This is a genomic window from Actinoplanes sp. NPDC051388, from assembly GCF_055586225.1.
On record NZ_JBVJIP010000016.1, the window covers coordinates 178,380 to 203,992 of the forward strand.

Here is a 25,613-nt window from a genome sequence, read left to right on the forward strand (position 1 = left end):
ACAATGAGCGAGCAGAGCATCCGCGCACCGCACACGGTGACCCGCACGCAGCGGGCCCGCGGCGAGAACGAGGAGGCGTACCTGGAGGTCACCGACCTGCAGGTGCAGTTCCCGACGGCGGACGGCATGGTCAAGGCCGTGCAGGGCCTGAGCTACTCGCTGCCGCTGCGGCGCACCCTGGCGATCGTCGGCGAGTCCGGATCCGGCAAGAGCGTCTCGAGCATGGCCGTGATGGGCCTGCACGACGCCAAGACCGCGCGCATCTCCGGCTCGATCAAGGTGGCCGGCAAGCAGATCGTCGGGATGGGCGAGAAGGACCTGGAGAGTTACCGCGGGCGGGACGCCGCGATGATCTTCCAGGACCCGCAGTCGTCGCTGCACCCGTACTTCACCATCGGCGACCAGATCATGGAGTCGTACCGGGCGCACAACAACGTCTCCAAGCGCAAGGCGAAGGACCGCGCGATCGACATGCTCGCCCGGGTCGGCATCCCGAACCCGAAGCGCCGCGTCGACAACTACCCGCACGAGTTCTCCGGCGGCATGCGGCAGCGCGCGATGATCGCGATGGCCCTGGTCAACGACCCCAAGCTGCTCATCGCCGACGAGCCCACCACGGCGCTCGACGTGACCGTGCAGGCGCAGATCCTCGACCTGATCGCGGACCTGCAGCGCGACTTCGGCTCCGCGGTCGTCTTCATCACCCATGACCTGGGCGTGGTGGCCGAGATCGCCGACGACATCCTGGTGATGTACGCCGGCAACGCCATCGAGCACGGGCCGGTGGACAAGATCCTGGGCAGCCCGCTGCACCCGTACACCTGGGGTCTGCTGGAAAGCATCCCGGCGCTGACCGGCGAGCCGCAGCCGTTGCACCCGATCCCCGGCTCACCACCCAGCCTGCTCGCCGTGCCCAGCGGCTGCGCCTTCCACCCGCGCTGCGAGTTCCGCGACCGGGTGCCCGGCGACCTGTGCTCCACGCTGCGGCCCGAGCTGATTCCGCGGACCGCCGACCAGGGCCGCTCCTCGCGCTGCCACCTCAAGGACCCCGACCGGGTGTTCGAGACCGACGTCCTGCCCCGGCTGCCGTAAGGAACCACGATCATGAGCACAGCCACCGCGCCCAGCCCCTCGAGCAGCGGGATCCCTCGGGTCGAGGGCGCTCCCCTGCTGCAGCTGGACGACCTGAAGATGCACTTCAAGACGTCCGGCGACGGGTTCCTCGCACGCGGCACCAAATGGGTGCAGGCCGTCGACGGGGTCGACCTGACCGTCCAGGCCGGCGAGACGCTCGGCCTGGTCGGCGAGTCCGGCTGCGGCAAGTCGACCACGGCCAAGCTGATCACCCGGCTGCTCAAGCCGACCCACGGCCGGATCCTCTATCAGGGGCACGACATCGCGGGGCTGTCCGACCGCAAGCTGCTGCCCTATCGCCGGGAGATCCAGCTGATCTTCCAGGACCCGTACTCGTCGCTGAACCCGCGGCACACCGTGGGCGCGATCGTGGGCACCGCCCTGCGTACCCATGGAATGGTTGAGAAAAAGGGCGAGCTGCCGCGGGTGCAGGAGCTGCTCGAGCTGGTCGGGCTCAACCCCGAGCACTACAACCGCTACCCGCACGAGTTCTCCGGCGGTCAGCGTCAGCGCATCGGCATCGCCCGCGCGCTGGCCACCCAGCCGAAGATCATCGTGGCCGACGAGCCGGTCAGCGCGCTGGACGTGTCGATCCAGGCCCAGGTCATGAACCTGCTGGAAAATCTGCGCAGCGAACTCGGCATCGCGTTCGTGTTCATCGCCCACGACCTGGGCGTGGTACGGCACTTCTGCGACCGGGTCGCGGTGATGTATCTCGGCCGGGTGGTCGAGGAGGGGCCGCGCGACTCGCTCTACCAGAAGCCGCAGCACCCCTACACGCAGGCGCTGCTCTCCGCGGTGCCGGACATCGGGGTCGTGCGCGGCGTGCCGCCGAAGAGCCGGATCCGCCTGGTCGGCGACGTGCCGAGCCCGGTCGACCCGCCGTCCGGCTGCCGCTTCCGCACCCGGTGCTGGAAGGCCGAGGAGATCTGCGCCGAGGTGGACCCGCCGCTCGTCGAGCGCGCCCCGAACCAGCGGGTGGCGTGCCACTTCGCGGAGCCGCCGACCGAGTCGATCGTGGCCGAGGTCTGAGCCGTGGCTCTGGGTCGTCCGGCGTCGGCCGTTGGGACTTCCGCGGCTCGTGCTGGTCGACAGGACTCGGCCTGAGCCGTGTCCGCCACGGTTTACCGATCGCGTTCCCGCGCCCTCCGGACCCGGCTGCTGATCGCGGCCGGGGTGGTGGTGCTGGTCCTGGTGGGTTGGATCATCGGCCGCTCGTCGTCGCCCGAGCCCTCGTCGTCGCCCCCTCCGGTCGTTGCCTCGTCCGCGCCGGTGGTCGTCGTTTCGTCCGCTCCCCCGCCCGCGCCGGTCGGTGGGATCGACGCCTACCTGCCCTTGCAGGTGGAGGATGCGGCCGAGGCGTCCGGGATGGAAATGCAGGACACCGGGGACGAGGGCGGCGGGCGGAACGCCGGGTGGATCAACGGCGGCGACTACCTGCGGTTCGACGAGGTGAACTTCGGTGCGGCGTCGCCCACGGCGGTGAATCTGCGGGTGGCGTCGGACTCGGGCGCCGACGGGCGGGCGGAGATCCGCATCGACAGCGCGACGTCGCCGCCGCTGGCGACGCTGAACACGTCGCGGACCGGAGGCTGGCAGAGCTGGCGCACGGAGACGACCCCGATGGGCGAGGTGACCGGGCTGCACACGGTCTATGTGACGTTCGGAAACGACGCCCCGGACGACTTCCTCAACCTCAATTGGGTGACGTTCCGCCGATGACGGTTGGGACCGCAGCCGACCCGGGCGCGGGGTCAGACGGCAAAGCTCAGCTTGGGGTCAACGTCCAGACTGGGCTGAGCGGGACGCCCAGCGCGGGCGCTGAGCCAAGCAACGCTCAGCCGCAACGCCCAGCCCCTGGTGCGGGGCCGGGCGGGCTCGGTGTCAGGCGGCCTTGGCGAGATCGCCCAGGTCGGCGGGGTCGACGATCGGGATGCGCAGGGTCAGCACGCCGCTGTCGTAGCGGGCCTCCAGCTCGTCGGTGTCCAGCCGGTCGGAGAGGGTGACCTGGCGGGTACATTCGCCCGCCACGGGCTTCTCCGCCTTGGGCATGAACTCCGCCGCCGCGAGGCCGCGCTGGCCAGTCGCCGGGCCGGGCTGGGCGGCCGGGCCGGGCTGGGCGGCCGGGCCGGGCTGGGCGGCGGGCTTGAGGCTTGCGGGCGCGGGGTGGCGGGCGGCGCGGACCGTCAGGACGTTGCGTTCGACGTTGACGTCGATGTCGGCCGGGTCGACGCCGGGCAGGTCGATGTCGATGTTGTAGGTGTCGCCGTCACGGTAGGTCTCCAGGCGGCAGCCGGCGCGGGCGGTGTCGAAGACGCGCGTCGTGAGTCGCTCGAGGTCCAGCTTGCTGGCGTTGCTCGGAAACATGGGTGGTTCCTCCGAAGTGCATGACCGGGTCTTGTGGACCCGCGACGGCACAACGGGAGGAGGGGGTCGGCTATTCCATCCGGAAGTCCTCGAAATCGAAGCCCGGAGACACCACGCAGCTCACCATCACAGGCTCCTGACCTGCGGGAACAGCGCTCTGCCAGACGCCCGCCGGGACGAGCACCTGGGGCTGCGTGACGCCCAGCACGGTCGCCTGCGGGGTGCCGGGCTTGTCACCGTTTCCGCCCAGTCGCAGCTCCAGCGAGCCGCCGGAATGCCAGAACCACAGCTCGTCGGAGCGGACCACGTGCCACGCGGACTGCTCGCCGGGGTGGAGGACGAAGTAGATCGCGGTCGCGGCGGCGCGCGGTCCCGCGTACCCATCAGGTTTGATCTTGATCTTGGATCGGAAGGTCTCACGGAACCAGCCGCCCTCAGGGTGCGGCTGGAGATCGAACTGCTCGGCGAGGGGCGGGCGGGTCATGGCCAGGACACTATCATTGTTCGAACATGTGTTCTAATATGACCCGGTGCTCGATCAGGCGACCATCCTGCACGCCGACCTGGACTCGTTCTATGCGTCGGTCGAGCAGCGCGACGATCCCCAGCTCAGGGATCGTCCGGTGCTGGTCGGCATGGGTGTCGTGCTGGCGGCGAGTTATGAGGCGAAGGCATGTGGGGTGAAGACGCCGATGGGTCTGACGCAGGCCCGGCGGTTGTGTCCGCGCGCGGTGGTGGTGCCGCCGCGGATGTCGGCTTACACGACGGCGAGCAAGGCGGTGTTCGCCGTGTTCCGCGACACCACGCCGATCGTCGAGGGCATCTCGATCGACGAGGCGTTTCTCGAGGTGGGCGGACTTTTGAAGATCCGCGGGACGCCGCGGGAGATCGCGGCGCGGCTGCGGGCGGAGGTGAAGGAGCGGGTCGGGCTGCCGATCACGGTCGGGGTGGCGCGCACCAAGTTCCTGGCCAAGGTGGCGAGCGGCGTCGGCAAACCGGACGGCCTGCTGGAGGTGCCGCCGGGTCAGGAGCTGGCCTTCCTCCACCCGCTGCCGATCGAGCGGCTGTGGGGCGTCGGCCCGGTGACCGCCGGCAAGCTGCGCGAGCGGCAGATCCACACGGTCGGGCACGTCGCGCGGATCGGCGAGGCCGCCCTGGTCACGATGCTGGGCGCGCACGCCGGGCGCCATCTGCACGCGCTCGCGCACAACCACGACCCACGCCGGGTCCGGGTGGGTGTGCGGCGCGGCTCGATCGGCTCGCAGTGCGCGCTGGGCCGGCGCGAGCGGCCGTTCGCCGAGGTCGACGCCACGCTGGCGGCCCTGGTCGACCGCGTGACCAGGCGGATGCGGTCCGGGCGGCGGGCCGGGCGCACGGTGACGCTGCGGTTCCGATTCGGCGACTTCACCCGGGCGACCAGGTCACGCAGCATGCTGAAGGCGACCATGCAGACCACCGCCATCCTGCGCACGGCACGCGAGCTGCTCGCGGAAAACCGGCCGCTGATCGCCGAGCGGGGCCTGACCCTGATCGGGGTGGCGGTCAGCAACCTCGACGGCGACGGAAACGTCCAGCTGGAGCTGCCCTTCGAGACGCTGCATGACGAGGATCGGCTGGACGGCGCCCTCGACGCGGTCCGCGACCGATTCGGCAACAGCGCGGTGAAACGCGCCGCGTCCCTGCATCACGATTTGTCCCCGTCGGTGCCGATTCTCTCGGACTGACCAGACCATCTCGGGCAGCCCTTCGTGCCCGCGCGCACTCGGCCGTGGGCTGCGCGTTCGTCCGTTGATCTACTGTAGAAACCCACGGACGAAGATCAAGAGGGGGCGCACGTTGGCCGCTGCCGGGCGCGCGCTGCCGCAGACGGTGCTGCGTGAGGCCACCGACCGCAGGCTCCTCGACGAGACGATCCACCGCGGCCGCACGACCAGGGCCGAGCTGGCCGAGGTGACCGGCTATTCCCGCCCGACGGTCTCCGAGGCGGTGCGCAGGCTCGTGTCCCACGGTCTGCTGGACGCGATCGGTCTCAAGGAGACCGGAAAACGCGGCCGAGTCGGCACTTTCTATGCGCTGGGCGCCCGCGCCGGGTGGGTGCTCGGTCTGGAGATCTCCCAATCCGGCGTACGGGCCAGAGCCACCGACCTGGCCGGCCAGATCCTCCGCGAGGACGCGCACCCACCCACCGACCCGGGCGACGCGCCGTCGCTGGTGTCTTCGATCCGCCGCATGGTCCAGTCGATGGGTGCGGCCGGGATTCCCGGTGCGGCGGACAGCGGCAGCCCGCTGCGGGCGATCGGGATCTCCATCGCCAACCCGGTCGATCCGGTGTCGAAGTCGGTGGTGCCGCTGGTCGGGACGCCGTTCCCGGAGGGCCTGCTCAGCCCGGCGGAGATGATCGGCGACCTGACGTCCGCGCCGGTGCTCGTCGACAACGATGTCAACCTGGCCGCGCTCGCCGAGCACCGTCTCGGGCGGGCCGGTGGGGAATCCAGCTTCGCCTACGTCTACATCGGCGCCGGGATGGGCGTCGGCCTCTATGTGGGCGGCCAGCTGATTCGCGGCGCCCACGGGCTGGCCGGCGAGATCGGCTACCTGCCCGGCATCGTCTCCCTCACCCTGTCCGGCGAACTGCAGGCCGGCGGCTTCGGCCGCCGGGACGCCCCGTCCACCGACGTGGGCGCGGTGCTCGCCCTGCTGGACCGCACCGCGTCCGCCGAGGCGGACCAGCTGGCCGAGGCGGTCGCCCGGGCCATCACGTCGGTCGCGGCTGTGGTGGACCCGGCGTTGTTCCTGCTCGGCGGCCCGGTGGGCAGCCACCCGGCCCTGCTGCCCAAGGTCCGCAGGCTCCTGAACTTCCCCGGCGCGACCCGAGTCGCACACGGCGCCCTCGGCAACGACGCACCCCTCCAGGGCGCGATCCAGATGGCCCTCGAACAAGCCCGGGCAACCGCCATCGCCCCGTAACCGCGGCGGCAACCGCAATCGCTCCCTCAACGCCTGCAAGTCGGCTGCAAGCGCCGGGCAAGCGGGGCCGGTGACTCTGTTCATGCGAGCGGAACGACCGCTAGCGACGGACAGAGGAGCAACCCGCCATGAACAGCGGCCTTTACATCGCCATCCAGACCAACAAGCTGCGGCACGAGGAGCTTCTCCGTCAGGCCGCCAACCACGCGCTGCGCGGCGGCGAGCGGAAACCCCGGCGCCACCGCGGCCGACACCGAACCACCTGACCGGCACCCCTGACCGGCATCGGAGCGCCCTGGACCAGGCAACACGGTCCAGGGCGCTCGCGATGACCGCGCACCGCACCAAACGGACCGGGCACTCACCTGGACGAGCCGACACCGCCATGGCGCCCATCGTGTCGGCCTCCCGAGGGACGAGCCGGCAGGTGCACTGGACGAAGCCAAACCGCCCCGACCAGACCAACCCCACCGCACGCATCACGTGCGATCCAGCCGTATGATCCGGCACGGGCCCTGAACCAGGCCACGGCCACCGCACGCAACGCACCGGGCCGCCAGACGGACGGACGGGTGGGGCGGGTCGTTGCGGCGGCGTCCGTCATAGTGGGGCCGTGCGGAAGATCTATGTCATCGGGATCGGTGCGGGCGACCCGGATCATTTGACCCTGCAGGCGGCCAAGGCCATCGGGCGGACCGACGTGTTCTTCCTGATGGACAAGGGCGAAGCCAAGGAAAGCATGATCGAGCTGCGGCGGCGGATGCTCAAGGCCTATGCCCGGCCGAGCCGCCGGATCGCCGAGGGGCGTGACCCCGAGCGGGATCGCAAGCCCGACGACTACGAAGGCACCGTGGCCGACTGGCGCAGCCGGCGGTCCGCCGTGACCGAGGCGCTGATCACCGAGCATCTGCTGGATGACGAGACCGGCGCGTTCCTGGTCTGGGGCGACCCCACTCTCTACGACTCGACCATCGCCATCCTCGACGAGATCCTGGCGCGTGGGGCGATCGCCTTCGACTACGAGGTGATTCCGGGCATCAGCAGCGTGTCGGCGCTGACCGCCAAGCATCGGGTCCCGCTCAACCGGGTCGGGCGGCCGGTGCAGATCACCACCGGGCGGCGGCTCGGTGAAGGGTGGCCGGAGGACGTCGACGATCTCGTGGTGATGCTCGACGCCGGGCAGACGTTCACCCAGGTGACCGACGCGGAGATCTTTTGGGGAGCCTATGTCGGGACGGCCGACGAGATCCTGATCTCCGGGCCGGTGGACGAGGTCAAGGACGAGATCGCCCGGGTGCGTGCCGAGGCCCGCGAGCGGCACGGCTGGATCATGGACACCTATCTGCTGCGCCGGGACAGCTGAGCGGCCGTCTGGCCGCGGACGGTGCGCAGCAGGTGGGCGGCGGCGCCGAGCAGCAGGAAGAGGACGCCGGCGAGCAGCCACGGCCAGGGGCTCAGTTGCTCGGCGCAGGACGTCTCCGCGCAGACCGTGCCGGGGCCGCCGCGGTTGAGGAACGCCACATACAGCAGCGGGAGCCCGATGCCGGAGAGCACGCCGGTCGCGAACGGCCGCGCCGACGGGCGGCGCAACAGATAGATCGTGCCCGCGAGGGCCACCGGCAGGACGAAGATGCCGATGCTGAGCGCGCCCAGCACGCTGAGCGAATACGCGGCCCCGACGATCGCCCAGCTCGCGAACCAACCCCAACCCCCAAGGCCTTCAGTCCTCATCCGTTACCTTCCAGTGTGCTTTGGTGAGCGCATGGTCGGTAGTCCTGCCTTGCGGTGGGACGGTCCCGGTCTGACCGGCGGGTGCCGTGCCGGGTTGACGTTTCACAGCCACCTGCCCGCGTGGACGGGTCTTCTGGTCGGCTCCACGTCCAGCCACCGGGCCACTCCCGGCAGTGTCGACCCTGGTCGCGAGAGCGGCCAGGTTGAGCGCAGCATTGTAATCGCGGTCGATGTGCAGGCCGCATGCTTCACAGGTGTATTCACGTTCGGACAGGGCGAGCTTGGTTTTCACCGTGCCGCAGCCCGAGCAGGTTTTCGAGGACGGATACCAGCGGTCGGCCACGACCAGCCGGCCGCCGTTCCAGCCGGTCTTGTAGGCGAGTTGCCGGCGGATCTCGGCGAATCCGGCGTCGGCGATGTGCCGGGCCAGTCTGCGGTTGGCCAGCATGCCGGTCACGTTGAGGTCTTCCACCACGACCGTGCCGCGCTCGCGGGTCAACCGGGTGGTGAGCTTGTGCAGACCGTCCCGGCGCAGATTCGCCACCCGGGCATGCGCGCGGCCGAGCCGAGCCGACGCCCGCTGCCAGCGCTTTGACGGGCACCGCCCGGTGAGCCGGTCCGGGCCGGTCTTACGGGACAGTGCCCGGCTCAGCGCACGGAGCCTGGCCTGGGCGGCGGCGAGGTGCCGCGGGTTGTCGACCAGCTCGCCGGTGGAAAGGACCGCCAGGTGTTTGATCCCGACGTCGACGCCGACCACAGCCTCGGGCTGTGCCGGTTGCCGGTCGCCGCGTTCCACCTCCACGGTGAACGACACCTGCCAGCGCCCACCGGCATAGCGCACGGTCGCGGACAAGATCCGCGCCGTCCGGTTGCCGAGACGGCGAGCGAGTTTGCGGGCGGACTCGTGCAGCTTCAACCGCCCCAGCCTCGGCAGAACCACGTGCATGCGGTCCGGTTCGACCCGGATAGCACCGGTGGTGAACCGCACACTCGGCGTGCTCCGACGCCGCGACTTGAACCGGGGAAACCCGACCGGCCGCCCCGCCCGGCTACCCGTGCGGGAGTCGGCCCAGTTCTTCAACCCGCGCGCCACAGCGTCGAGGCCGGTGTTGAACGCTTCTTTGGAGACTTCCGGCCACCACGGCGCCACCTCGGCTTTCGCCGAGTTCCACCGCTTGCGCAACGCGGGCAGCGACCACGACATCGACGCGGTCAGCTGATCCTCCGGCACCCCATAAGAGCGCTCGGCGATGCGCTGGCCCATCACCGCCTTCACCCGGGCCAACGCCCAGTTATGCGCAACCCGCGCAGCCCCAGCATGCGCCAGAACCTGACGTTGCTGCCCCGCAGTGAGATCCAGGGCGAACCGATACGCCTGAACCGTCTTCACACCAAATCCCCAAGCACGGCCTGCACCGCCCGCCGCGCACGGCAAGCTGCGGCCCAGCGACCGTAAAACCAAACACACAACGACGTTAGGGCCACAGTCACGTCACAACTCAGCTGACTACAGACCACTCCTGACGGCCGACATCCCAGCAGGTGTCATCCCTCCTCGAGATCACCCTCGGTAGCCAGATAGACCTCCCGCAGTGCTGACAACGTATCCGGATCAGGCGAATCCCACAATTTTCGGTCAGCCGCCTCGAGCAGTCGCTCGGTGATGCCGTGCAGCGCCCAGGGATTCGACTTGGTCATGAACGCCTGATTCTCCGGGTCGAGCACGTAGGACGCGGCGAGCTGCTCATACATCCAGTCGGCCACCACGCCGGCGGTCGCGTCGTACCCGAAGAGGTAGTCGACGGTCGCAGCCAGCTCGAACGCACCCTTGTAGCCGTGCCGCCGCATCGCGGCGATCCACCGTGGGTTGACCACCCGGGCCCGGAAGATCCGCGCGGTCTCCTCGGTCAGGCTGCGGGTCCGCGTCGCGTCCGGGTTGGTGGAGTCCCCGATGTACGCGGCCGGCGCCTTCCCGGTCAGCGCCCGCACCGTGGCGATCATGCCGCCGTGATATTGGAAGTAGTCGTCCGAGTCCGCGATGTCGTGCTCGCGGGTGTCGATGTTCTTGGCCGCGATCTCGATCCGCCGATAGGCCGACTCCATGTCCGGCCGGGCGGCCACACCGTCCAGATCGCGCCCATAGGCGAACCCGCCCCACACCGCATAGACCTCGGCCAGGTCGGCGTCGTCCCGCCAGTTCCGGCTGTCGATCAGCGGCAGGATCCCGGCGCCATACGCCCCCGGCGCCGACCCGAAGATGCGGGTGGTGGCCCGCCGCCAGTCGCCGTGCTGCTCACGGTCGGCGACGGCGTGCGCGCGGACGTAATTGTGCTCGGCCGGCTCGTCGAGCTCGGCGACCAGCCGCACCGCGTCGTCGAGCAGCGTCACCACGTGCGGGAACGCGTCCCGGAAGAAGCCGGAGATGCGGACCGTCACGTCGATCCGCGGCCTGGCCAGCTCATCCAGGGCGATCGGCTCGATGCCGGTGACGCGGCGGGACGCCTGATCCCAGATCGGTCGCACCCCGAGCAGTGCCAGGATCTCGGCGATGTCGTCGCCGGCCGTACGCATCGCGCTCGTCCCCCAGGCCGACAGACCCACCGACCGCGGCCAATCGCCGTGGTCCTGGCGGTAGCGGGCGAGCAGCGAATCAGCCATCGCCTGCCCGGTCTCCCAGGCCAGCGCGCTGGGAATGGCCTTGGGGTCCACCGAGTAGAAGTTGCGCCCGGTCGGCAGCACGTTGATCAGGCCGCGCAGCGGGGAGCCGCTCGGACCGGCCGGGACGTAACCGCCGTCGAGCGCGTGCAGGGTGTTGGTCAGCTCGTCGGTGGTGCGGTCGAGCCGCGGGACGATCTCGGCGGCGGCGAACTCGAGCACCCGGCGCACCTGCTCGTCGTCGGTCACCGCCGCGGCCGAGCGCGGCCAGCCGGCGTCCTCCATGGCCTGGACCAGCGCCTTGGCCTCGGCTTCGACCCGGTCGACCTGCTGCATCGGCGCGTCGTCGACCAGGCCGAGCGCCTCGCGCAGACCGGGCAGAGCGGCGACCTGGCCGCCCCACATCTGCCGGGCGCGCAGCATGGCGAGCACCAGGTTGACCCGGGCCTCGCCCTGCGGCGCCGCACCGAGGATGTGCAGCCCGTCGCGGATCTGCACGTCCTTGACCTCGCAGAGCCACCCGTCCACGTGCAGGATGAACTCGTCGAACTCCTCGTCGCCGGGCCGGTCGGCCAGGCCCAGGTCGTGGTCGAGCCGGGCCGCCTGGATGAGCGTCCAGATCTGCGCCCGGATCGCGGGCAGCTTTGCCGGGTCGAGTGTGGCGATGCTGGCGTGCTCGTCGAGCAGTTGCTCCAGGCGGGCGATGTCGCCATAGGACTCGGCCCTGGCCATCGGCGGGATCAGGTGGTCGACCAGCGTCGCGTGGGCGCGGCGTTTGGCCTGCGTGCCCTCGCCCGGGTCGTTCACCAGGAACGGATAGATCAGCGGCAGGTCGCCCAGCGCGGCATCGGTGCCGTCCGCGGCGGACATGCCGACATTTTTGCCGGGCAGCCACTCCAGGTTGCCGTGCTTGCCGACGTGCACCATGGCGTCGGCGCCGAACTCGTCCGCCACCCAGCGGTAGGCCGCCAGGTAGTGATGGCTCGGCGGCAGGTCGGGATCGTGGTAGATGGCGACCGGGTTGGCGCCGAATCCGCGCGGCGGCTGCACCATCACGACCACGTTCTCGTCGCGCATCGCGGCGAGCACGATGTCGCCCTGGTCGACATAGAGCTCGCCGGGCGGCGGGCCCCAGTGCTCCTCGATCTTGGCCCGCAACTCGGCCGGCAGCGTCGCGAACCAGCGTGCGTAACCCGCGCCGTTGATCCGCACCGGATTGCCCGCCAGCTGTTCCTCGGTGAGCCAGTCGGGATCCTGCCCACCGGCCGCGATCAGGGCGTGGATCAGGCCGTCGCCGTCGTATTCGTCGAACTCGCCGATCCGGTAACCCGCCGCCTTCATCGCGGCCAGCAGACGGACCACCGAGGCGGGGGTGTCCAGGCCGACCGCGTTGCCGATGCGCGAATGCTTGGTCGGGTATGCCGACAGCATCACCACCACGCGACGCTCGGCCGGCGGGATGTGCCGCAGCCGCGCGTGCCGCGCCGCGATGCCGGCCACCCGCGCGGCGCGCTCGGGATCGGCCACATAGACCGACAACCCGTCGGGGTCGATCTCCTTGAACGAGAACGGCACCGTGATGATGCGGCCGTCGAACTCCGGGATCGCCACCTGGGTCGCCGCGTCGAGCGGGGACAGGCCGTCGTCGCTCGCCGCCCAGGTCTCGCGGCTGCTGGTGAGGCACAGCGCCTGCAGGATCGGCACGTCGAGCCGGGCCAGCACGCCGACGTCCCAGGCCTCGTCGTCGCCGCCCGCGCCGGCCGTGGCGGGCTGCGTGCCACCGGCCGCCAGCACGGTCACCACCAGGGTGTCCGCCTTGCGCAGCTCGGTCAGCAGCTCGGGGCTGATGCGGCGCAGCGAGGCGGTGAAGATCGGCAGCGGCCGGGCGCCGGTCGCCTCCACGGCCCGGCACAGGGTCTCGACGAACGCGGTGTTGCCGGCCATGTGGTGTGCGCGGTAATAGAGGATCGCGACGACCGGCCCGGAGACGTCGGCGGCGGTCCGCTCGAGCACCCCCCAGTCGGGCGCCTCGGCGGCGGGCGCGAACCCGTGCCCGGTCAGCAGGATCGTGTCGGAGAGGAAGTCGTGCAGGGCGGCCAGGTTGGCCGCGCCGCCGTAGGCCAGATATCCGTGCGCCTCGGCGGCCACCCCGGCCGGCACCGTGGAGAGCTTCATCAGCTCTGCGTCCGGCGCCTGCTCGCCGCCCAGCACGACCACCGGCACCGGACCGGCGAGCAGCGCGTCGAGGCCCTCGGGCCAGGCGCGACGGCCGCCGAGCAACCGGACCACCACGAGCTCCACCCCGTCGAGCAGGCGCGGCAGGTCGCTCACGGCGGTGCGCGCCGGGTTGGCCGGGCGGAACGCCGAACCGCTGGCCCGGGCGCTGAGGAGGTCGGTGTCGGAGGTGGACAGCAGCAGAAACACAGGCGCTCCCATCGGGGGCCGCACCCCGCGTCGAAGAGGTCTCCAACCCTTGCCGCCCGCTGACGCCGGAGTCAAGCCGCGATCGGCGGTGTGACGCTCGTGACCCGGCACTGCGTTCTTGTCGTAGCGGATCGGTAGTGTCCGGCCCGTGAGTGAACGCCGTTCGGATGTCGATGCCTGTCCCGGGGCGCTGCGGTTGCACGCCGCCGCCGACGGGCCGCTGGCGCGCGTCCGGCTGCCCGGCGGTCTGCTCACCGGCACGCAGGTGCGGGTCGTCCGTGACCTCGCGACGCGCTGGGGCGACGGCCACGTCGAGCTGACCTCGAGGGCAAATGTCCAGCTTCGTGCTCTGATCAAAGCCCCGGCCGAGGCGCTGGCCGAGGAGCTGCGGGCGGCCGGCCTGCTGCCGTCCGAGACCCATGAATTGGTACGCAACATAGCGGCCGAAACGATCCCCGGGCAGTGGGACGTGCGACCCGAGGTCCGCGCCCTCGACCGTGCCCTCTGCGCGGATCCGGCGCTGGCCGCCCTGCCCGGCCGCTTCCTGTTCGGGCTGGGCCCGTCGCCCACCGCGGCCGACCTGTCCGCGATCGCGGCCCCGGGCGGCATCGCCATCCTCTTCGCCGGCCGTGACCAGGGTCTGCGCGTCACTCCGGCCATGGTTGTGCCGACCCTGCTGGCTGCGGCACACGCCTTCCTGACCGAGCGCGACGAGCAGGCGAGCATGGCCTGGCGACTGCGTGAGCTGTCCGACGGCCCGGCCCGCGTCGCCCGGCGGACCGCCGCGGCGATCGGCGCCGAGCTCACTGCGCAGGAGCCGCCGCGGCCGGAGTCACCGGTCGAGCCGCTCGGCCTGATCGAGCAGCCCGGCGGCCGGTTCGCCGCGGCCGCCCTCGTGCCCCTGGGCTGCCTCGACGCCGACCAGCTGACGACCCTGGCGGAGGCGGCGCAGCTGGTCGTGACGCCGTGGCGCGGCATCGTCCTGCCCGACCTGTCCCGGGAGGCGGCCGAGGTCTGGCTCCGGCGGCTCGGCGGCGACGGGCTCGACGTCGTGCCGGGCTCGCGCTGGTCCGGCGTGACGGCGTGCGCGGGCCGTCCCCGGTGCGCGAGCGCGCTGGCCGACGTGCGGCGCGATGCCGCCGCGAGCACCCGGTTCGCCGAGGGGCTGCCGGTGCACTGGATCGGTTGCGGGCGCGGCTGCGGGAGCCCGGCCGGCCCGCACGTGCGGGTCGAGGCCGTCGACGGGGGTTATCAGGTGATCTCGCCGCACGCCACCGCCGAGATTGCGGTGGAGAGGGCAGGCGACGTGGTCACAGCGGCGAGGAGAGCGTGATGGAATATGTGCGCGATGGCGCGGAGATCTATCGGCGGTCGTTCGCCACGATCCGCGCCGAGGCCGGGCTCGACCGGTTGCCGTTCGACGTGGCGCCGGTGGCGGTCCGCATGATCCACGCGTGCGGCATGGTCGACCTGGTCGACGATCTGGGCTTCAGCCAGGGTGTGGTGCCCGCCGCGCGCCGGGCGTTGCGGGCCGGCGCGCCGGTCTTCTGCGACGCCGAGATGGTCGCCGCCGGGGTCACCCGCAAGCGGTTGCCCGCGGACAACGAGGTGATCTGCACGCTGCGGCATCCCGCCGTGCCCGACCTGGCCGCGCGACTGGGCACCACTCGCAGCGCGGCCGCGCTCGAACTGTGGGGCGACCGGCTGGAGGGCTCGGTGGTGGCGATCGGAAACGCGCCGACGGCGTTGTTCCGGCTGCTGGAAATGGTGGCGGCGGGTGCGCCGCGGCCGGCCGCGGTGCTCGGCATCCCGGTCGGCTTCATCGGTGCGGCCGAGTCCAAGGACGCCCTCGCCGCCTCCGATCTGGATTATCTGATCGTGCGCGGCCGGCGCGGCGGCAGCGCGATCACCGCCGCCGCGGTCAACGCCCTCGCTTCGGAGCGGGAGTGACCGGCCGGCTGTTCGGCGTCGGGCTCGGCCCCGGCGATCCGGAACTGGTGACGGTCAAGGCCGCGCGCCTGATCACAGCGGCCGAGGTGGTGGCCTACCACGCGGCCCGGCACGGGCGCAGCAACGCGCGCGCCATCGCGGAGCCATACCTGCGGGCCGGCCAGATCGAGGAGGCGCTGATCTACCCGGTCACCACCGAGACCACCGACCATCCCGGCGGTTACCAGGGCGCGATCGACGAGTTCTATGCGCGGAGCGCGGCGCGGCTGGCCGCCCACCTGGATGCCGGGCGCGACGTGGTGGTGCTGGCCGAGGGCGATCCGTTCTTCTACGGGTCCTACATGCACATGCACAAGCGGCTGTCGGATCGCTACGAGACGGTCGTGGTGCCCGGGGTGACCTCGGTGAGCGCCGCGGCCGCGGTGCTCGGCCGCCCGCTGGTGGAGCGCGACGAGGTGTTCACCGTGCTGCCCGGCACGCTGCCGCCGGCCGAGCTGGCGGCCCGTCTGGCGGCGACCGACTCGGCCGCCGTGATGAAGCTCGGGCGCACGTTCGACGGCGTCCGCGAGGCACTCGACCGGGCCGGCCGGCTCGACGAGGCGTGGTATGTCGAGCGCGCCACCACCGACCGCGAGCGCACCGCCCGGGTCGCCGACGTCGATCCGGCGACCGTGCCGTATTTCTCCCTGGCACTGCTGCCCAGCCGTTCCCCGACCGGTGGCGCTCAGCAGCCAGGAAAGAGCTCGGAGGAAGCGCGGGCGGGCGAGGGCGGCGTCACGGTTCTCGGGCTCGGGCCGGGCGATCCGCGATGGCTCACTCCAGAGGCGTCAGCCGCACTGGCCGACGCCGACGACGTGGTCGGCTATGGGCCTTATGTCGATCGCGTTCCGCCGCACCCGCGGCAGCGGCGGCACTCCTCGGACAACCGGGTCGAGGCGGAGCGGGCCGCGTTCGCGCTCGATCTGGCGAAGCAGGGACGCCGGGTGGCGGTGGTGTCGTCCGGCGATCCGGGCGTCTTCGCCATGGCCGCCGCGGTGCTCGAGACCGCCGAGGATCCACAGTGGAAGGATGTGCCGGTTCGGATCGTGCCGGGCCTGACCGCCGCGCACGCGGTGGCGAGCAGGGCCGGCGCGCCGCTCGGGCACGACTTCTGTGTGTTGTCGCTCTCCGACCGGCTCAAACCGTGGAGTGTGATCGCGGCCCGGCTGACCGCCGCGGCGAGCGCCGACCTGGTGATCGCGATCTACAACCCGGCCTCGCGCAGCCGCATCACCCAGCTCGCCGAGGCGCGCGAACTGCTGCTCGGTCACCGCGCACCGGAGACGCCGGTGGTGGTCGGCCGCGACGTCGGCGGCCCCGCCGAGTCGCTGCTGGTCACCACGCTGGCCGAACTCGACCCGGCCACCGTCGACATGCGCTGCCTGCTGATCATCGGGTCCAGCCGCACCCGTGCGGTCGGCCGGGCCGACGGGTCCACCTTCGTCTACACCCCGCGCACCTATCCGGACGGAAACTGACCGCAATGGTTTCTAGCGTGTCCGCATGAAGCCTTTCCGCATCGATGTTCCGCAGACCGACCTCGACGACCTGCGCGACCGCCTCGCCCGCACGAGATGGACGCCGCAGCTGCCCGGCGATCCGTGGCGGCGCGGCGTGCCGCTGGACCACCTGCGCGAGCTGGCCGAGCACTGGCGCGACGGCTTCGACTGGCGCGCTCAGGAGCGGCGGCTCAACGAGTTCCCGCAGTTCACGACCGAGATCGACGGTCAAGCGATCCACTTCCTCCGGGCGCGCTCCCCGCACCCGGACGCCTTTCCGATCATCCTCACGCACGGGTGGCCGAACTCGTTCGTGGAGTTCCGCGACCTGATCGGGCCGCTGACCGAGCGCGGTTTCGACGTGGTGGTCCCGTCCGTGCCCGGCTTCGGATTCTCCGCGCCGCCACGCGAGGCGGGGTTCACCACGGGAGATGTCGCCCGGCTGTGGGCCGGGCTGATGCGCGAGCTGGGATATGAGCGCTACGGCGTGCAGGGCGGCGACCTGGGTGCCTACGTGGCGCCCGAGGTGGCGAAGGTGGCGCCGGACCACGTCGCCGGGGTTTATGTGATCGCCGGGCTGGGCTTTCCCACCGAGGCGGACCTGCCGGAGATGACCGACGAGGAGCGGGCCGCCTTCGCCGAGATGCAGAAGATGGACTGGATGTCCGGCGTGGACCATCACGCGTTGCTTCGGGCAGCGCCGCAGACGTTCGCCTATGGCTGGCACGACTCGCCGGTGGCGGCGCTGGCCTGGATGACCCAGAAGTTCAAGGAGTTCAGCACCGCGCCCGAGCCGCTGGAGCAGGTGCTCGACCGCGATGCGCTGCTGACCAACCTGAGCGTCTATTGGTTCACCCGCACGTTCGGCACGTCGTCGTGGCCGATGTACGACGCCACCGGCTTCGCCTGGCCGGCCGGGCAGACCGCCGCGCCGACCGGGGTGTTCACCGGGCCGCCCGGGATCCGCCGGTTCGCCGAGCGGACCAACCGGATCGTGCACTGGCCGGAGCACAACAATGCGCGGCACCACTTCGCGGCGATGGAGGCGCCCGAGATGATGGCCGCGGACATGGCGGCGTTCTTCACCAAGGTGCGGCACGGCGGTTAGGGGACGGCATGTGGGTGGGCCGGGCGGTCCGTGCGATCGGGGTGCGGCGAGCGCGCGAGACGCCGGAACACGTGCTGGGCGCGGCGCTCGCGGTGATGCGGGCAAAGCGCTACTGCCTGTTGGTGACCACCACCGAGGCGGGCACGAACGCCCGGGTGGTGCAGCCGTTCCGGCCGCACCGGGACACCCTGGCGGTGCACGTCGGCACGTCACCGGCATCGCGCAAGGTCGCCGAGATCCAGGAGACCGGGCGAGCGCTGCTGGTCTACCAGCGAGACCGCGACGCGGCCTGCGTGGTCGCCCACTGCACGGCCGAGATCCTCGACGACCCCGAGTCCCGCCGCCGCTGGTTCATGCCCATCTGGCACGCCTTCTGGCCGGACGGCCCGACAGCCCCGGAGAGTGGGAAGTGCGCGGACCACGAATCCCGCCCGGAGGGATCCGATCCCCGGGTTGAGGAGAGCGAGAAGCCCGACTCAGCCGGGATGGCGAGGTAGGTGCGGCAGACACGATGCACCGATCCGGCTCGGGTGGTGAGGCAGAACCGAGCTCCGAAGGTGCGGCACGCACGCTGCACCGATCCGGCTCGGATGGTGAGGAGAGCGGGAAGCGTCGCGGAGGCGCAGCGGGCGGAGCAAGTCCGGGCGGCCCGATGGATGGCGATCGCTTCCTCAGAGGAAGCAGAGCAAAGGGCCAGCAGGGGTTCGTGGTGCTGCGGTTCGTGCCCGACGCGCTCGAGGTGTGGGATGGGCGACGTGGGGTGACTCCGGCCCCGTTCGGGCTGGTCGGCGCCCGCATTGAACGGGACACCGTGGACGGTCGGTGGCTGGCATCCCGCTGATCGCGGTCGGCTGGCGGCAGGGCGGGGCAGCTCGGCCCCCTGCTCCGCGGTCTCCACACCCTCGGCCACCGCCGTCACGTCGATCAGGCCGTTCGCGCTGCGCGGGCGGTGGTCCCGAGGTGAGGCGGCAGAGGCCGATGGTGAGCGGCGGGTAGGCGGCCCAGATAGAGCACGTCCACCGTGTCGAGCAGCTGGAGGCTTCGCGTCCGCACGAATTACAGCTCAATGATCAGGCCGGAGCGGGCCGGCAGCCGGAAGAAGCGGCCGAGCACTGAGAACTCCGCGAGGCTGGGCGCCACGTTGATCAGGTGCAGCAGGCGGTGGCCGGTGGAGTCGGAAGTGCTCAGGGCGATGACGCCCGGATTGTCCGGTTCGATCACCAGCTGCGGCGTCACCCCGAGCCACGCCAGCCGGGCGCGCCAGAAGTCGAGGTGGCAGGGGTAGTCGGCCGCGATGATCACGGCACGGCCCGCACCGGCCGAAACGGCGAAAGCACACGCCTCCCCGGAACCGACCTCGGTGAGGAGCGGATCAGCGGAAGAGCTGAGGAGCTGGGCATAGCCGACCCGCACCTCCGGCCCACCACCCCCGGCCACCGACGTGAAATAGCCGTGCGTCGCCGGCACGAACCGCCCGCCCCGCACTCCCAGCGCGTCGGCCAGGATCGTGCACGGCGACCCGTCGAAGTCCCGGTCCGGCAGCACCCCGTGCAGCAGCAGACTTCCCCCGCCGAGCACGTGTTCGGCCAGCCGCCGCTGCACGTCCGCTCCGAGCGTGCGCGGACTCCCGAGCGCCACCACGTGCGGCAGCACGGCGGAGGTCTGCAGATCCACCGCCGGAAACGAGAACCCGCCGAGCACCAGCGCCTTGGCGAGCACGTCCCGCGGGCCCATCCCCCGGAATCGCTCCAGATCGGCGACCTGCTCGGCGCGCTCCACGGATGACGGATTCCGATACTCGGTCAGGTAGTGATCGCGGACCAGCCCGAGCGCCAGATCGTCGTGCACCGGCGTCGAGTCGGCGAGCACCGCCGCGAACGGCCGCAACGCCCCGGCCACCGCGGCGATCGCGTGGTAGCCCGGCGTCAGCCGTCCTTCCGGGTCGATCGGCGCGGCGAACCCGTGCCGCTCCCCGGTGATCGCGATCAGCGACGTCCCGTCCCCGTGCGCACCCAACTCCGGATTGCGGCCGCCGGCGAACAGGTAGTAGTTCAGCAGCCGATTGCCCTGCGCGACCGCCAGCCGGGTCTTCAGGTCGATCGCCTCCGGCGGGATCAGCGTCGCGAAGTCCTCGCTGTAGTCGCCGCTGCCGCACTCGAACTCCAGCGAGGTCAGCGGCTGGTCCGGGCCGTTCGTGGCGGCCGTGAACGCGTTCGCGACATAGAGGTCGGGCGCATTGGCCACGGTCAGATCACCCAGATAGAGATCGGTCCCGGAGGCAAGACCAGGCACCCCGTGGTACGCGTCCCGCAGCTGACTGAGCCCGATCGGATAGGTCCGCCCGCGCCCCTCCCCGGTGCCGTGCACATTGATCAGGAACGGCACGTCCCGCACCCCGTAGAGCTCGGCCGACGTGCGCAGAGCGGTGAAGTACTCCGCGTACTGCGCACGCAGCGACCGCGCGAACTCGTCGTGCTCGGCCAGCGACGACGGCTTGCCGTTCGGTGGCGCGTTGGTGACCCAGGAGAGCATGCCGACCTCGTTGTCGAGTTGCACCGCGATGATCGGCCCGCCCCGGTCGATCAGGCGCTCGGCGAAGATCGGCATCACCGAGGCGTACCAGCCGTCCACTTCGGCCAGGAAGCCGGGCGCCGAGTAGTCGAGCGTCGCGTTCGGCACCGGCGAGCCGTCCCAGGTCCGCGGCACCAGGTCCGGGTTCTCGAAGAGCCGGTACGGGACGCCCTCGTTCTTGAGCTCGGCCATCACGTACGGCCCCGGCCGGACGATCGCGCGCAGCCCCAGCGAGTGCGCGAGGTCGAGGAACCCGGCCACGTCCCGCCGCGGGTCCGAGGCGCCGGTCAGGTCGATCGTGCCGTCCGGCAGCTCGTGCCAGATCCACGGCACGTAGGTCGCCACGGTGTCGCAGTTCGCGGCCCGCAGGGCGCGCAGCCGCTCGGCCCAGTCCGCCGGGTCCAGCCGGAAGTAGTGCACCTCGCCGGCCAGCACGAGTTGCGGTTGTCCATCGATGACGATGCGTCCGCCGCGTAGCTCGACTCTCGACATACCGGACGTTCCCTCCACGGAATCCGTTAAATGTTGCGCCCCCGAAAGCACCTGCTTAAGGTGCCCGGTAACCGGTTACTGTTACCGGTTACCGTCAGCCACGTTAGGGAAAGAGGCCGCCTTGAGCAACAGCCGGATGACCGTACGCGAGATCGCCCGTCTCGCGGGAGTCTCGGTGGCGACGGTGTCCCGTGTCTACAACGGCGTGGGTCAGGTGGCACCGGAGACGCGGCAGAAGGTGCTCGACGCGATCGAGGCCACCGGCTACCGCCCCGACCCGCTCGGCAAGGCGCTCGCGGCCGGCCGGCACGGCGCCGTCGGACTGGTCTTCCCGGGCATGTCCGGCCCCTACTTCGGCGAGTTGATCCAGGGCTTCGAGTCCGAGGCGGTGCGCTCCCGGATCGCCGTGCACATCCTCTGCACGCACATGCGGGACGACTCCGAGTCCCAGGTGATCGAGATGGCCCGGCGGGTGGACGGCGTGGCCGTGCTCGGCGGCACGGTGGACGACGCGGCGCTGATCAAGCTGGCCGACCTGGTGCCGGTGGTGGTGATTGCCGGCCGCGGCCCGGAGAAGGCGGCGTCGATCCGCACCGAGAACCGCACCGCGATGGCCGCGCTCACCGAGCACCTGCTGGTCCACCACAAGCTGCCCGACCTGGTGTTCGTCGGCACCCCGGAGGGCTCCCCCGACGTGGCCGAGCGGTGGGCCGGCTTCGCCCAGGCGCATCACAACCTCGGCCTGAGCCCGGCGGATCCGCTGCGAGTCGCGCTCGAGGGCCGGGACGGCGTGCTGGCCGCCGAGCAACTGCTGGACCGCGCCACCCCGCCCAGCGCGATGGTCTGCGCGAACGACGAGACCGCGTTCGGCGCGCTGGTGGCCACGCTCGGCCGCGGGTTGCGCGTACCCCAGGATCTGGTCATCACGGGGTTTGACGACGCGCCGATGTCGGCGCTGGTCAATCCTCCGCTCACCACCGTGCGCCAGCCCGTCCGTGAGCTGGCCGCGCGCTCCGCCGCGATGTTGATGGCGCCACGCGAGGCCGACGCCGCGCCACCGCAGATCGTGCTCCCCACCGAGCTGGTCATCCGCCGCAGTTGCGGATGCCCGGCAGAGACCGGAGGTACCCCCTCGTGAGAAGGAAATGGATCGCCGCCGCGGCCGCCACCACGATGCTGCTCGCCGCGGGCTGCACCGGCACCGAAGGCCGGACCGGCGGCGGGACCACCTCGTCCGGCCGGATCGCCTTCCTGGACTACGCGGGCTTCGGCGGCGGCACCAACCCGCAGGCGAACTACAACCCGTTCCTGACCACCGACATGCTGCAGGCCGTCTTCTACGTCTACGAGCCGCTGATCACCTTCGACAACTACGCCTGCAAAGAGGTGCCCTGGCTGTCCACGGGATACAAGTGGACCGATCCCAGGACGTTGGTCTGGACGCTGCGTGACGGCGTGAAGTTCACCGACGGCAAGCCGTTCACCGCCGACGACGTCACGTTCACCTTCGACCTGCTGAAGAAGAACGAGGCGTTCGACTCCACCGGCATCTGGAACCACCTGGACGCGGTCACCACGACCGATCCGAAGACGGTCACCATGACGTTCAAGCAGCCGGGCGCGTTCACCATCCCGCTGTTCCAGAACATCCGGATCGTGCCCAAGCACATCTGGTCGACCATCGCCGACCCGGTCAAGTTCCCCAACGCGGAGAACCCGATCGGCACCGGCCCGATGACCGTGAAAGCGTTCAACCCGCAGCAGCTCACCATCGCGCGCAACCCGGACTACTGGCAGGCCGACAAGGTCAACGTCGAGGAGATCCGGTTCCACACCCCGAACAGCAGCGGTGACGTCGACCAGCTCAAGCTCAGCCGCGGTGAATACGACACCAACGCGATGTTCGTGCAGGACATCAAGAAGACCTATGTGGACCGCGATCCCGAGCACAACCACTACTGGTATCCGCCGGGCGGCGCGGTCAGCCTGGCCATGAACCTGACGAAGGCGCCGTTCAACGACGTCGCCTTCCGCAAGGCTCTGACGACCGCCTTCGACAAGAAGCAGATCGTCGAAAAAGCCCAACTGGGGTACGTGAAAGAGGCGAGCCAGACCGGCCTGGTGGTGCCCGGACAGGCGGACCTGGTGCCGGCCGACATCCCGGACCAGGGGCTGATCGGCTACGACCCGGCCAAGGCGGACGCTGCCCTGACCGCGGCCGGATACGCCAAGAACGCCGAGGGCAAGCGCCTGGGCAAGGACGGCAAGCCGGTGAAGTTCAAGTTCGCGGTGCCCGGCGCCTTCGACGACTGGGTGGCGGCGGCCCGCATCATGGTGGCCAACCTGACCGCGCTCGGCCTCACCGTCGAGCAGGACAAGCCGGACCCGACCACGTACTACAACGATCTCGGCATCGGCAGCTTCGACACCGCGATCGACGTGATCGGCAACTCGTGCAACACGTACGACAACTTCCTGAACCTGCTGGCGAGCAGCAAGACCAAGCCGATCGGCACGAAGACCGAGACCAACCGGATCCGCTTCCAGGACCCGGCGACCGACCAGATCCTGGCGCAGATCGCGGCGGCCACCGACGAGAACCAGAAGAAGGCGCTGATCGGGCAGATCGCCAAGGTGATGTACGACCAGGTGCCGATGGTGACCGTCTGGTACGGCGCGGTCTGGTTCCAGTACAGCACCAAGCGGGCCGCCGGCTGGCCGAACGAGCAGGACCCGTACGGCATGCCGAGCGACAACCTGCTGATCATCACCCACCTCAAGCCGGCGAGCTGATCGCGGTGGCCTACTTCGTCAGACGGTTCCTGTTCTTCGTCGCCACGCTGTGGGCCGCCGTGACCCTCAACTTCCTGATCCCCCGGCTCCAGCCGGGCGACCCGGCCGAGGCGATGGTCAGCCGCCTCGCCGGCAAGTCCCAGGCCGTCGACCCGGCCCAGGTGGAGGCGGTCCGGCACATGCTGGGCGCGCCCGGCGGGAACCTCCTCACACAGTACGTGGACTACCTGTCGGACCTGGTGCGCGGCGACTTCGGGGTCTCGTACACCTATTTCCCCTACACCGTGACGCACATGATCGGGCAGACCCTGATCTGGACCGTGGTGCTGGTCGGGGTCACCCAGGTCATCTCGTTCGTGGTCGGCACGCTGCTCGGCGCCTGGGCCGCCTACCGCCGCAACGGCCGGATCGACTCGGTGATCACGCTGGGCTCGACCTTCATCGGCGCGCTGCCGTTCTTCTGGCTGGCGCTGCTGTTCATCTACGTGTTCGCGTTCGTGCTGCGCTGGTTCCCGGACGGCGGCGGCTACGGCGGCGGCAGCTCGCCGGGCTGGAGCTGGATCTTCTTCTCGGACGCGTTCCAGCACAGCGTGCTGCCGGCCGTGACGCTGCTGATCACCGGCCCGGTGGGCTGGATCATCGGGATGCGCAACAACATGGTGCAGGAGCTCGGCGAGGACCACGCCCGGCTGGCCAAGGCCCGCGGGTTGCCGGACCGGAGGATCGCGCTGACCTACGGCGCGCGGCTGGCCATCCTGCCGAACGTGACCGGCTTCGCCATCTCGCTGGGCGCGATGCTCGGCGGCACCGTGCTGGTCGAGACGGTGTTCAACTACCCCGGCATGGGCCGGTTGCTGGTCGAGTCGGTGTCCAACCGCGACTACCCGCTGATGCAGGCGATCTTCCTGTTCATCACGGTCGGTGTTCTGATCGCGAACCTGCTGGCCGACGTGCTCTACGGCTTCCTGGACCCGCGAGTGCGGAGGGCGTCATGACCGAGGTTCTGCAGGCCGAGGCCATCAAGGCCGGGCGCACCTCGAAACTGCCCGGCTGGGCGCTGATCCTGCTGCGCAACGGCAAGTGCCGGGCCGGCCTGATCATGCTGGCGGCGTTCATCGTGGTGGCGGTCTTCGCGCCGCTGATCGCGCCCTACGACCCCCGGGACGCCTCCTTCGACACCGCGACCGGACCGTCCGGCGCGCACTGGCTGGGCACCACGAACCAGGGCGAGGACGTCTTCTCCCAGCTCATCTATGGCGCCCGGATCTCGCTGATCGTCGGGTTCGTGGCCGGCACCCTGGCCACCCTGATCGGCCTCGCGATCGGGCTGACCGCCGGCTATCTGGGCGGCTGGGTCGACGAGGTGCTGTCGTTCTTCATCAACCTGGGCCTGGTGGTCCCGGTGCTGCCGCTGATCATCACGCTGGCGGCGTACTCGCCGGTGCACGGGCTGACGCTGATCATCGTGGTCATCAGCATCACCGGGTGGGCGTTCGGCGCGCGGATCAAGCGGGCGCAGGTGCTCACCCTGCGCAACCGCGACTACATCACCGCGGCGCGGCTGGCCGGCGACGGCACCGCCCGGATCATCTGGCGTGAGATCGTGCCGAACATGACCTCGCTGATCGTGGTCAGCTTCATGGGCGCGGCGCTCGGCGCGATCGGCGGCGAGGCCGGCCTGGCCTTCCTCGGGCTCGGCGACCCGAACTCGATCAGCTGGGGCGCGATGCTCAACCAGGCCAGCCTGGGCGGCGCCCTGGTCACCGGCCTCTATGCCTGGCTGATCGCGCCGGGCCTGGCCCTGGCCCTGCTGATCACCTCGTTCGCGTTGATCAACTTCGGCATCGACGCGCTCAGCAACCCGACGCTGCGGGAGGACTGAC

General features: G+C 70.7%; 23 protein-coding genes. 17 read left to right on the forward strand and 6 right to left on the reverse strand.

Annotated features, from left to right (window positions below; translation table 11 throughout):
• Window positions 1-3 precede the first annotated feature (3 nt).
• From ACZ6TI_RS34440 to ACZ6TI_RS34450, 3 genes are all read left to right on the forward strand, one after another.
• Complete coding sequence (locus tag ACZ6TI_RS34440; protein ID WP_465349388.1) at window positions 4-1,092, forward strand: ABC transporter ATP-binding protein; 1,089 nt, start codon at window positions 4-6, stop codon at window positions 1,090-1,092.
• A gap of 12 nt (window positions 1,093-1,104) precedes the next feature.
• Window positions 1,105-2,166, forward strand: a complete 1,062-nt coding sequence (locus ACZ6TI_RS34445) for an ABC transporter ATP-binding protein (protein WP_465349389.1) — start codon at window positions 1,105-1,107, stop codon at window positions 2,164-2,166.
• Between the two features lie 78 nt (window positions 2,167-2,244).
• On the forward strand, window positions 2,245-2,856 hold the full coding sequence (locus ACZ6TI_RS34450) for a carbohydrate-binding protein (RefSeq protein WP_465349390.1): 612 nt from the start codon (window positions 2,245-2,247) through the stop codon (window positions 2,854-2,856).
• Between the two features lie 162 nt (window positions 2,857-3,018).
• On the opposite strand, the gene ACZ6TI_RS34455 is transcribed toward ACZ6TI_RS34450, so the two are convergent.
• Together ACZ6TI_RS34455 and ACZ6TI_RS34460 are read right to left on the reverse strand one after the other, a co-directional pair.
• Entirely contained in the window at window positions 3,019-3,501 is a 483-nt protein-coding gene (locus ACZ6TI_RS34455; protein ID WP_465349391.1) for an Hsp20/alpha crystallin family protein, read from the reverse strand.
• Between the two features lie 70 nt (window positions 3,502-3,571).
• The gene (locus ACZ6TI_RS34460) at window positions 3,572-3,985 is read right to left on the reverse strand and encodes a cupin domain-containing protein (protein WP_465349392.1); all 414 of its coding nucleotides are present in this window, start codon (window positions 3,983-3,985) and stop codon (window positions 3,572-3,574) included.
• A 46-nt stretch (window positions 3,986-4,031) separates the two neighbouring features.
• Between ACZ6TI_RS34460 and dinB the strand changes: the two genes are divergently transcribed.
• From dinB to cobF, 4 genes are all read left to right on the forward strand, one after another.
• Complete coding sequence (gene dinB, locus ACZ6TI_RS34465; protein ID WP_465349393.1) at window positions 4,032-5,225, forward strand: DNA polymerase IV; 1,194 nt, start codon at window positions 4,032-4,034, stop codon at window positions 5,223-5,225.
• A gap of 112 nt (window positions 5,226-5,337) precedes the next feature.
• Window positions 5,338-6,468, forward strand: coding sequence for an ROK family transcriptional regulator (locus tag ACZ6TI_RS34470; RefSeq protein ID WP_465349394.1), 1,131 nt, complete (start codon window positions 5,338-5,340; stop codon window positions 6,466-6,468).
• Window positions 6,469-6,596: 128 nt separating this feature from the next.
• Window positions 6,597-6,734 (forward strand): hypothetical protein, encoded by a 138-nt coding sequence (locus tag ACZ6TI_RS34475; protein ID WP_465349395.1) that lies wholly within the window; start codon window positions 6,597-6,599, stop codon window positions 6,732-6,734.
• A gap of 347 nt (window positions 6,735-7,081) precedes the next feature.
• Window positions 7,082-7,831, forward strand: a complete 750-nt coding sequence (gene cobF / locus ACZ6TI_RS34480) for a precorrin-6A synthase (deacetylating) (RefSeq protein WP_465349396.1) — start codon at window positions 7,082-7,084, stop codon at window positions 7,829-7,831.
• Here cobF and ACZ6TI_RS34485 read toward each other — a convergent pair.
• From ACZ6TI_RS34485 to cobN, 3 genes are all read right to left on the reverse strand, one after another.
• Window positions 7,807-8,199 (reverse strand): hypothetical protein, encoded by a 393-nt coding sequence (locus tag ACZ6TI_RS34485; RefSeq protein WP_465349397.1) that lies wholly within the window; start codon window positions 8,197-8,199, stop codon window positions 7,807-7,809. The two genes, cobF and ACZ6TI_RS34485, sit on opposite strands and share 25 nt — an antisense overlap.
• A complete protein-coding gene (gene tnpB / locus ACZ6TI_RS34490) occupies window positions 8,189-9,589 on the reverse strand; it encodes an IS607 family element RNA-guided endonuclease TnpB (protein ID WP_465349398.1) in 1,401 nt (466 codons plus the stop codon). The genes ACZ6TI_RS34485 and tnpB overlap by 11 nt, the downstream gene beginning before the upstream one ends.
• A gap of 155 nt (window positions 9,590-9,744) precedes the next feature.
• On the reverse strand, window positions 9,745-13,290 hold the full coding sequence (cobN, locus tag ACZ6TI_RS34495) for a cobaltochelatase subunit CobN (RefSeq protein WP_465349399.1): 3,546 nt from the start codon (window positions 13,288-13,290) through the stop codon (window positions 9,745-9,747).
• A 136-nt stretch (window positions 13,291-13,426) separates the two neighbouring features.
• On the opposite strand from cobN, the gene ACZ6TI_RS34500 reads away from it, so the two are divergent.
• The 6 genes from ACZ6TI_RS34500 (at window position 13,427) to ACZ6TI_RS34525 (ending at window position 18,715) form a co-directional block, all read left to right on the forward strand.
• Complete coding sequence (locus ACZ6TI_RS34500; RefSeq protein WP_465349400.1) at window positions 13,427-14,611, forward strand: precorrin-3B synthase; 1,185 nt, start codon at window positions 13,427-13,429, stop codon at window positions 14,609-14,611.
• Window positions 14,611-15,228, forward strand: a complete 618-nt coding sequence (locus tag ACZ6TI_RS34505; RefSeq protein WP_465349401.1) for a precorrin-8X methylmutase — start codon at window positions 14,611-14,613, stop codon at window positions 15,226-15,228. The genes ACZ6TI_RS34500 and ACZ6TI_RS34505 overlap by 1 nt, the downstream gene beginning before the upstream one ends.
• Window positions 15,225-16,745, forward strand: a complete 1,521-nt coding sequence (locus tag ACZ6TI_RS34510; RefSeq protein WP_465349402.1) for a precorrin-2 C(20)-methyltransferase — start codon at window positions 15,225-15,227, stop codon at window positions 16,743-16,745. Before ACZ6TI_RS34505 ends, ACZ6TI_RS34510 begins: the two co-directional genes overlap by 4 nt.
• A 25-nt stretch (window positions 16,746-16,770) precedes the next feature.
• Window positions 16,771-17,874, forward strand: coding sequence for an epoxide hydrolase family protein (locus ACZ6TI_RS34515; protein ID WP_465349403.1), 1,104 nt, complete (start codon window positions 16,771-16,773; stop codon window positions 17,872-17,874).
• Window positions 17,875-17,882: 8 nt separating this feature from the next.
• A complete protein-coding gene (locus ACZ6TI_RS34520) occupies window positions 17,883-18,371 on the forward strand; it encodes a pyridoxamine 5'-phosphate oxidase family protein (protein WP_465349404.1) in 489 nt (162 codons plus the stop codon).
• 155 nt (window positions 18,372-18,526) lie between these two features.
• Window positions 18,527-18,715 (forward strand): hypothetical protein, encoded by a 189-nt coding sequence (locus ACZ6TI_RS34525; RefSeq protein ID WP_465349405.1) that lies wholly within the window; start codon window positions 18,527-18,529, stop codon window positions 18,713-18,715.
• Window positions 18,716-18,930: 215 nt separating this feature from the next.
• Here the strand turns inward: ACZ6TI_RS34525 and ACZ6TI_RS34530 are convergent, their stop codons facing one another.
• Entirely contained in the window at window positions 18,931-20,937 is a 2,007-nt protein-coding gene (locus tag ACZ6TI_RS34530) for a beta-galactosidase (RefSeq protein ID WP_465349406.1), read from the reverse strand.
• 121 nt (window positions 20,938-21,058) lie between these two features.
• Here ACZ6TI_RS34530 and ACZ6TI_RS34535 point away from each other — a divergent pair, with 121 nt between their 5' ends.
• From ACZ6TI_RS34535 to ACZ6TI_RS34550, 4 genes are read left to right on the forward strand one after another with little or no spacing between them, the layout of a single operon-like run.
• Window positions 21,059-22,075: a LacI family DNA-binding transcriptional regulator gene (locus tag ACZ6TI_RS34535; RefSeq protein WP_465349407.1), complete on the forward strand. Its 1,017-nt coding sequence runs from the start codon at window positions 21,059-21,061 to the stop codon at window positions 22,073-22,075.
• Window positions 22,072-23,730, forward strand: a complete 1,659-nt coding sequence (locus ACZ6TI_RS34540) for an ABC transporter substrate-binding protein (protein ID WP_465349408.1) — start codon at window positions 22,072-22,074, stop codon at window positions 23,728-23,730. The genes ACZ6TI_RS34535 and ACZ6TI_RS34540 overlap by 4 nt, the downstream gene beginning before the upstream one ends.
• A gap of 5 nt (window positions 23,731-23,735) precedes the next feature.
• On the forward strand, window positions 23,736-24,725 hold the full coding sequence (locus ACZ6TI_RS34545; protein ID WP_465349409.1) for an ABC transporter permease: 990 nt from the start codon (window positions 23,736-23,738) through the stop codon (window positions 24,723-24,725).
• A complete protein-coding gene (locus ACZ6TI_RS34550) occupies window positions 24,722-25,612 on the forward strand; it encodes an ABC transporter permease (RefSeq protein ID WP_465349410.1) in 891 nt (296 codons plus the stop codon). Before ACZ6TI_RS34545 ends, ACZ6TI_RS34550 begins: the two co-directional genes overlap by 4 nt.
• Window position 25,613 lies beyond the last annotated feature (1 nt).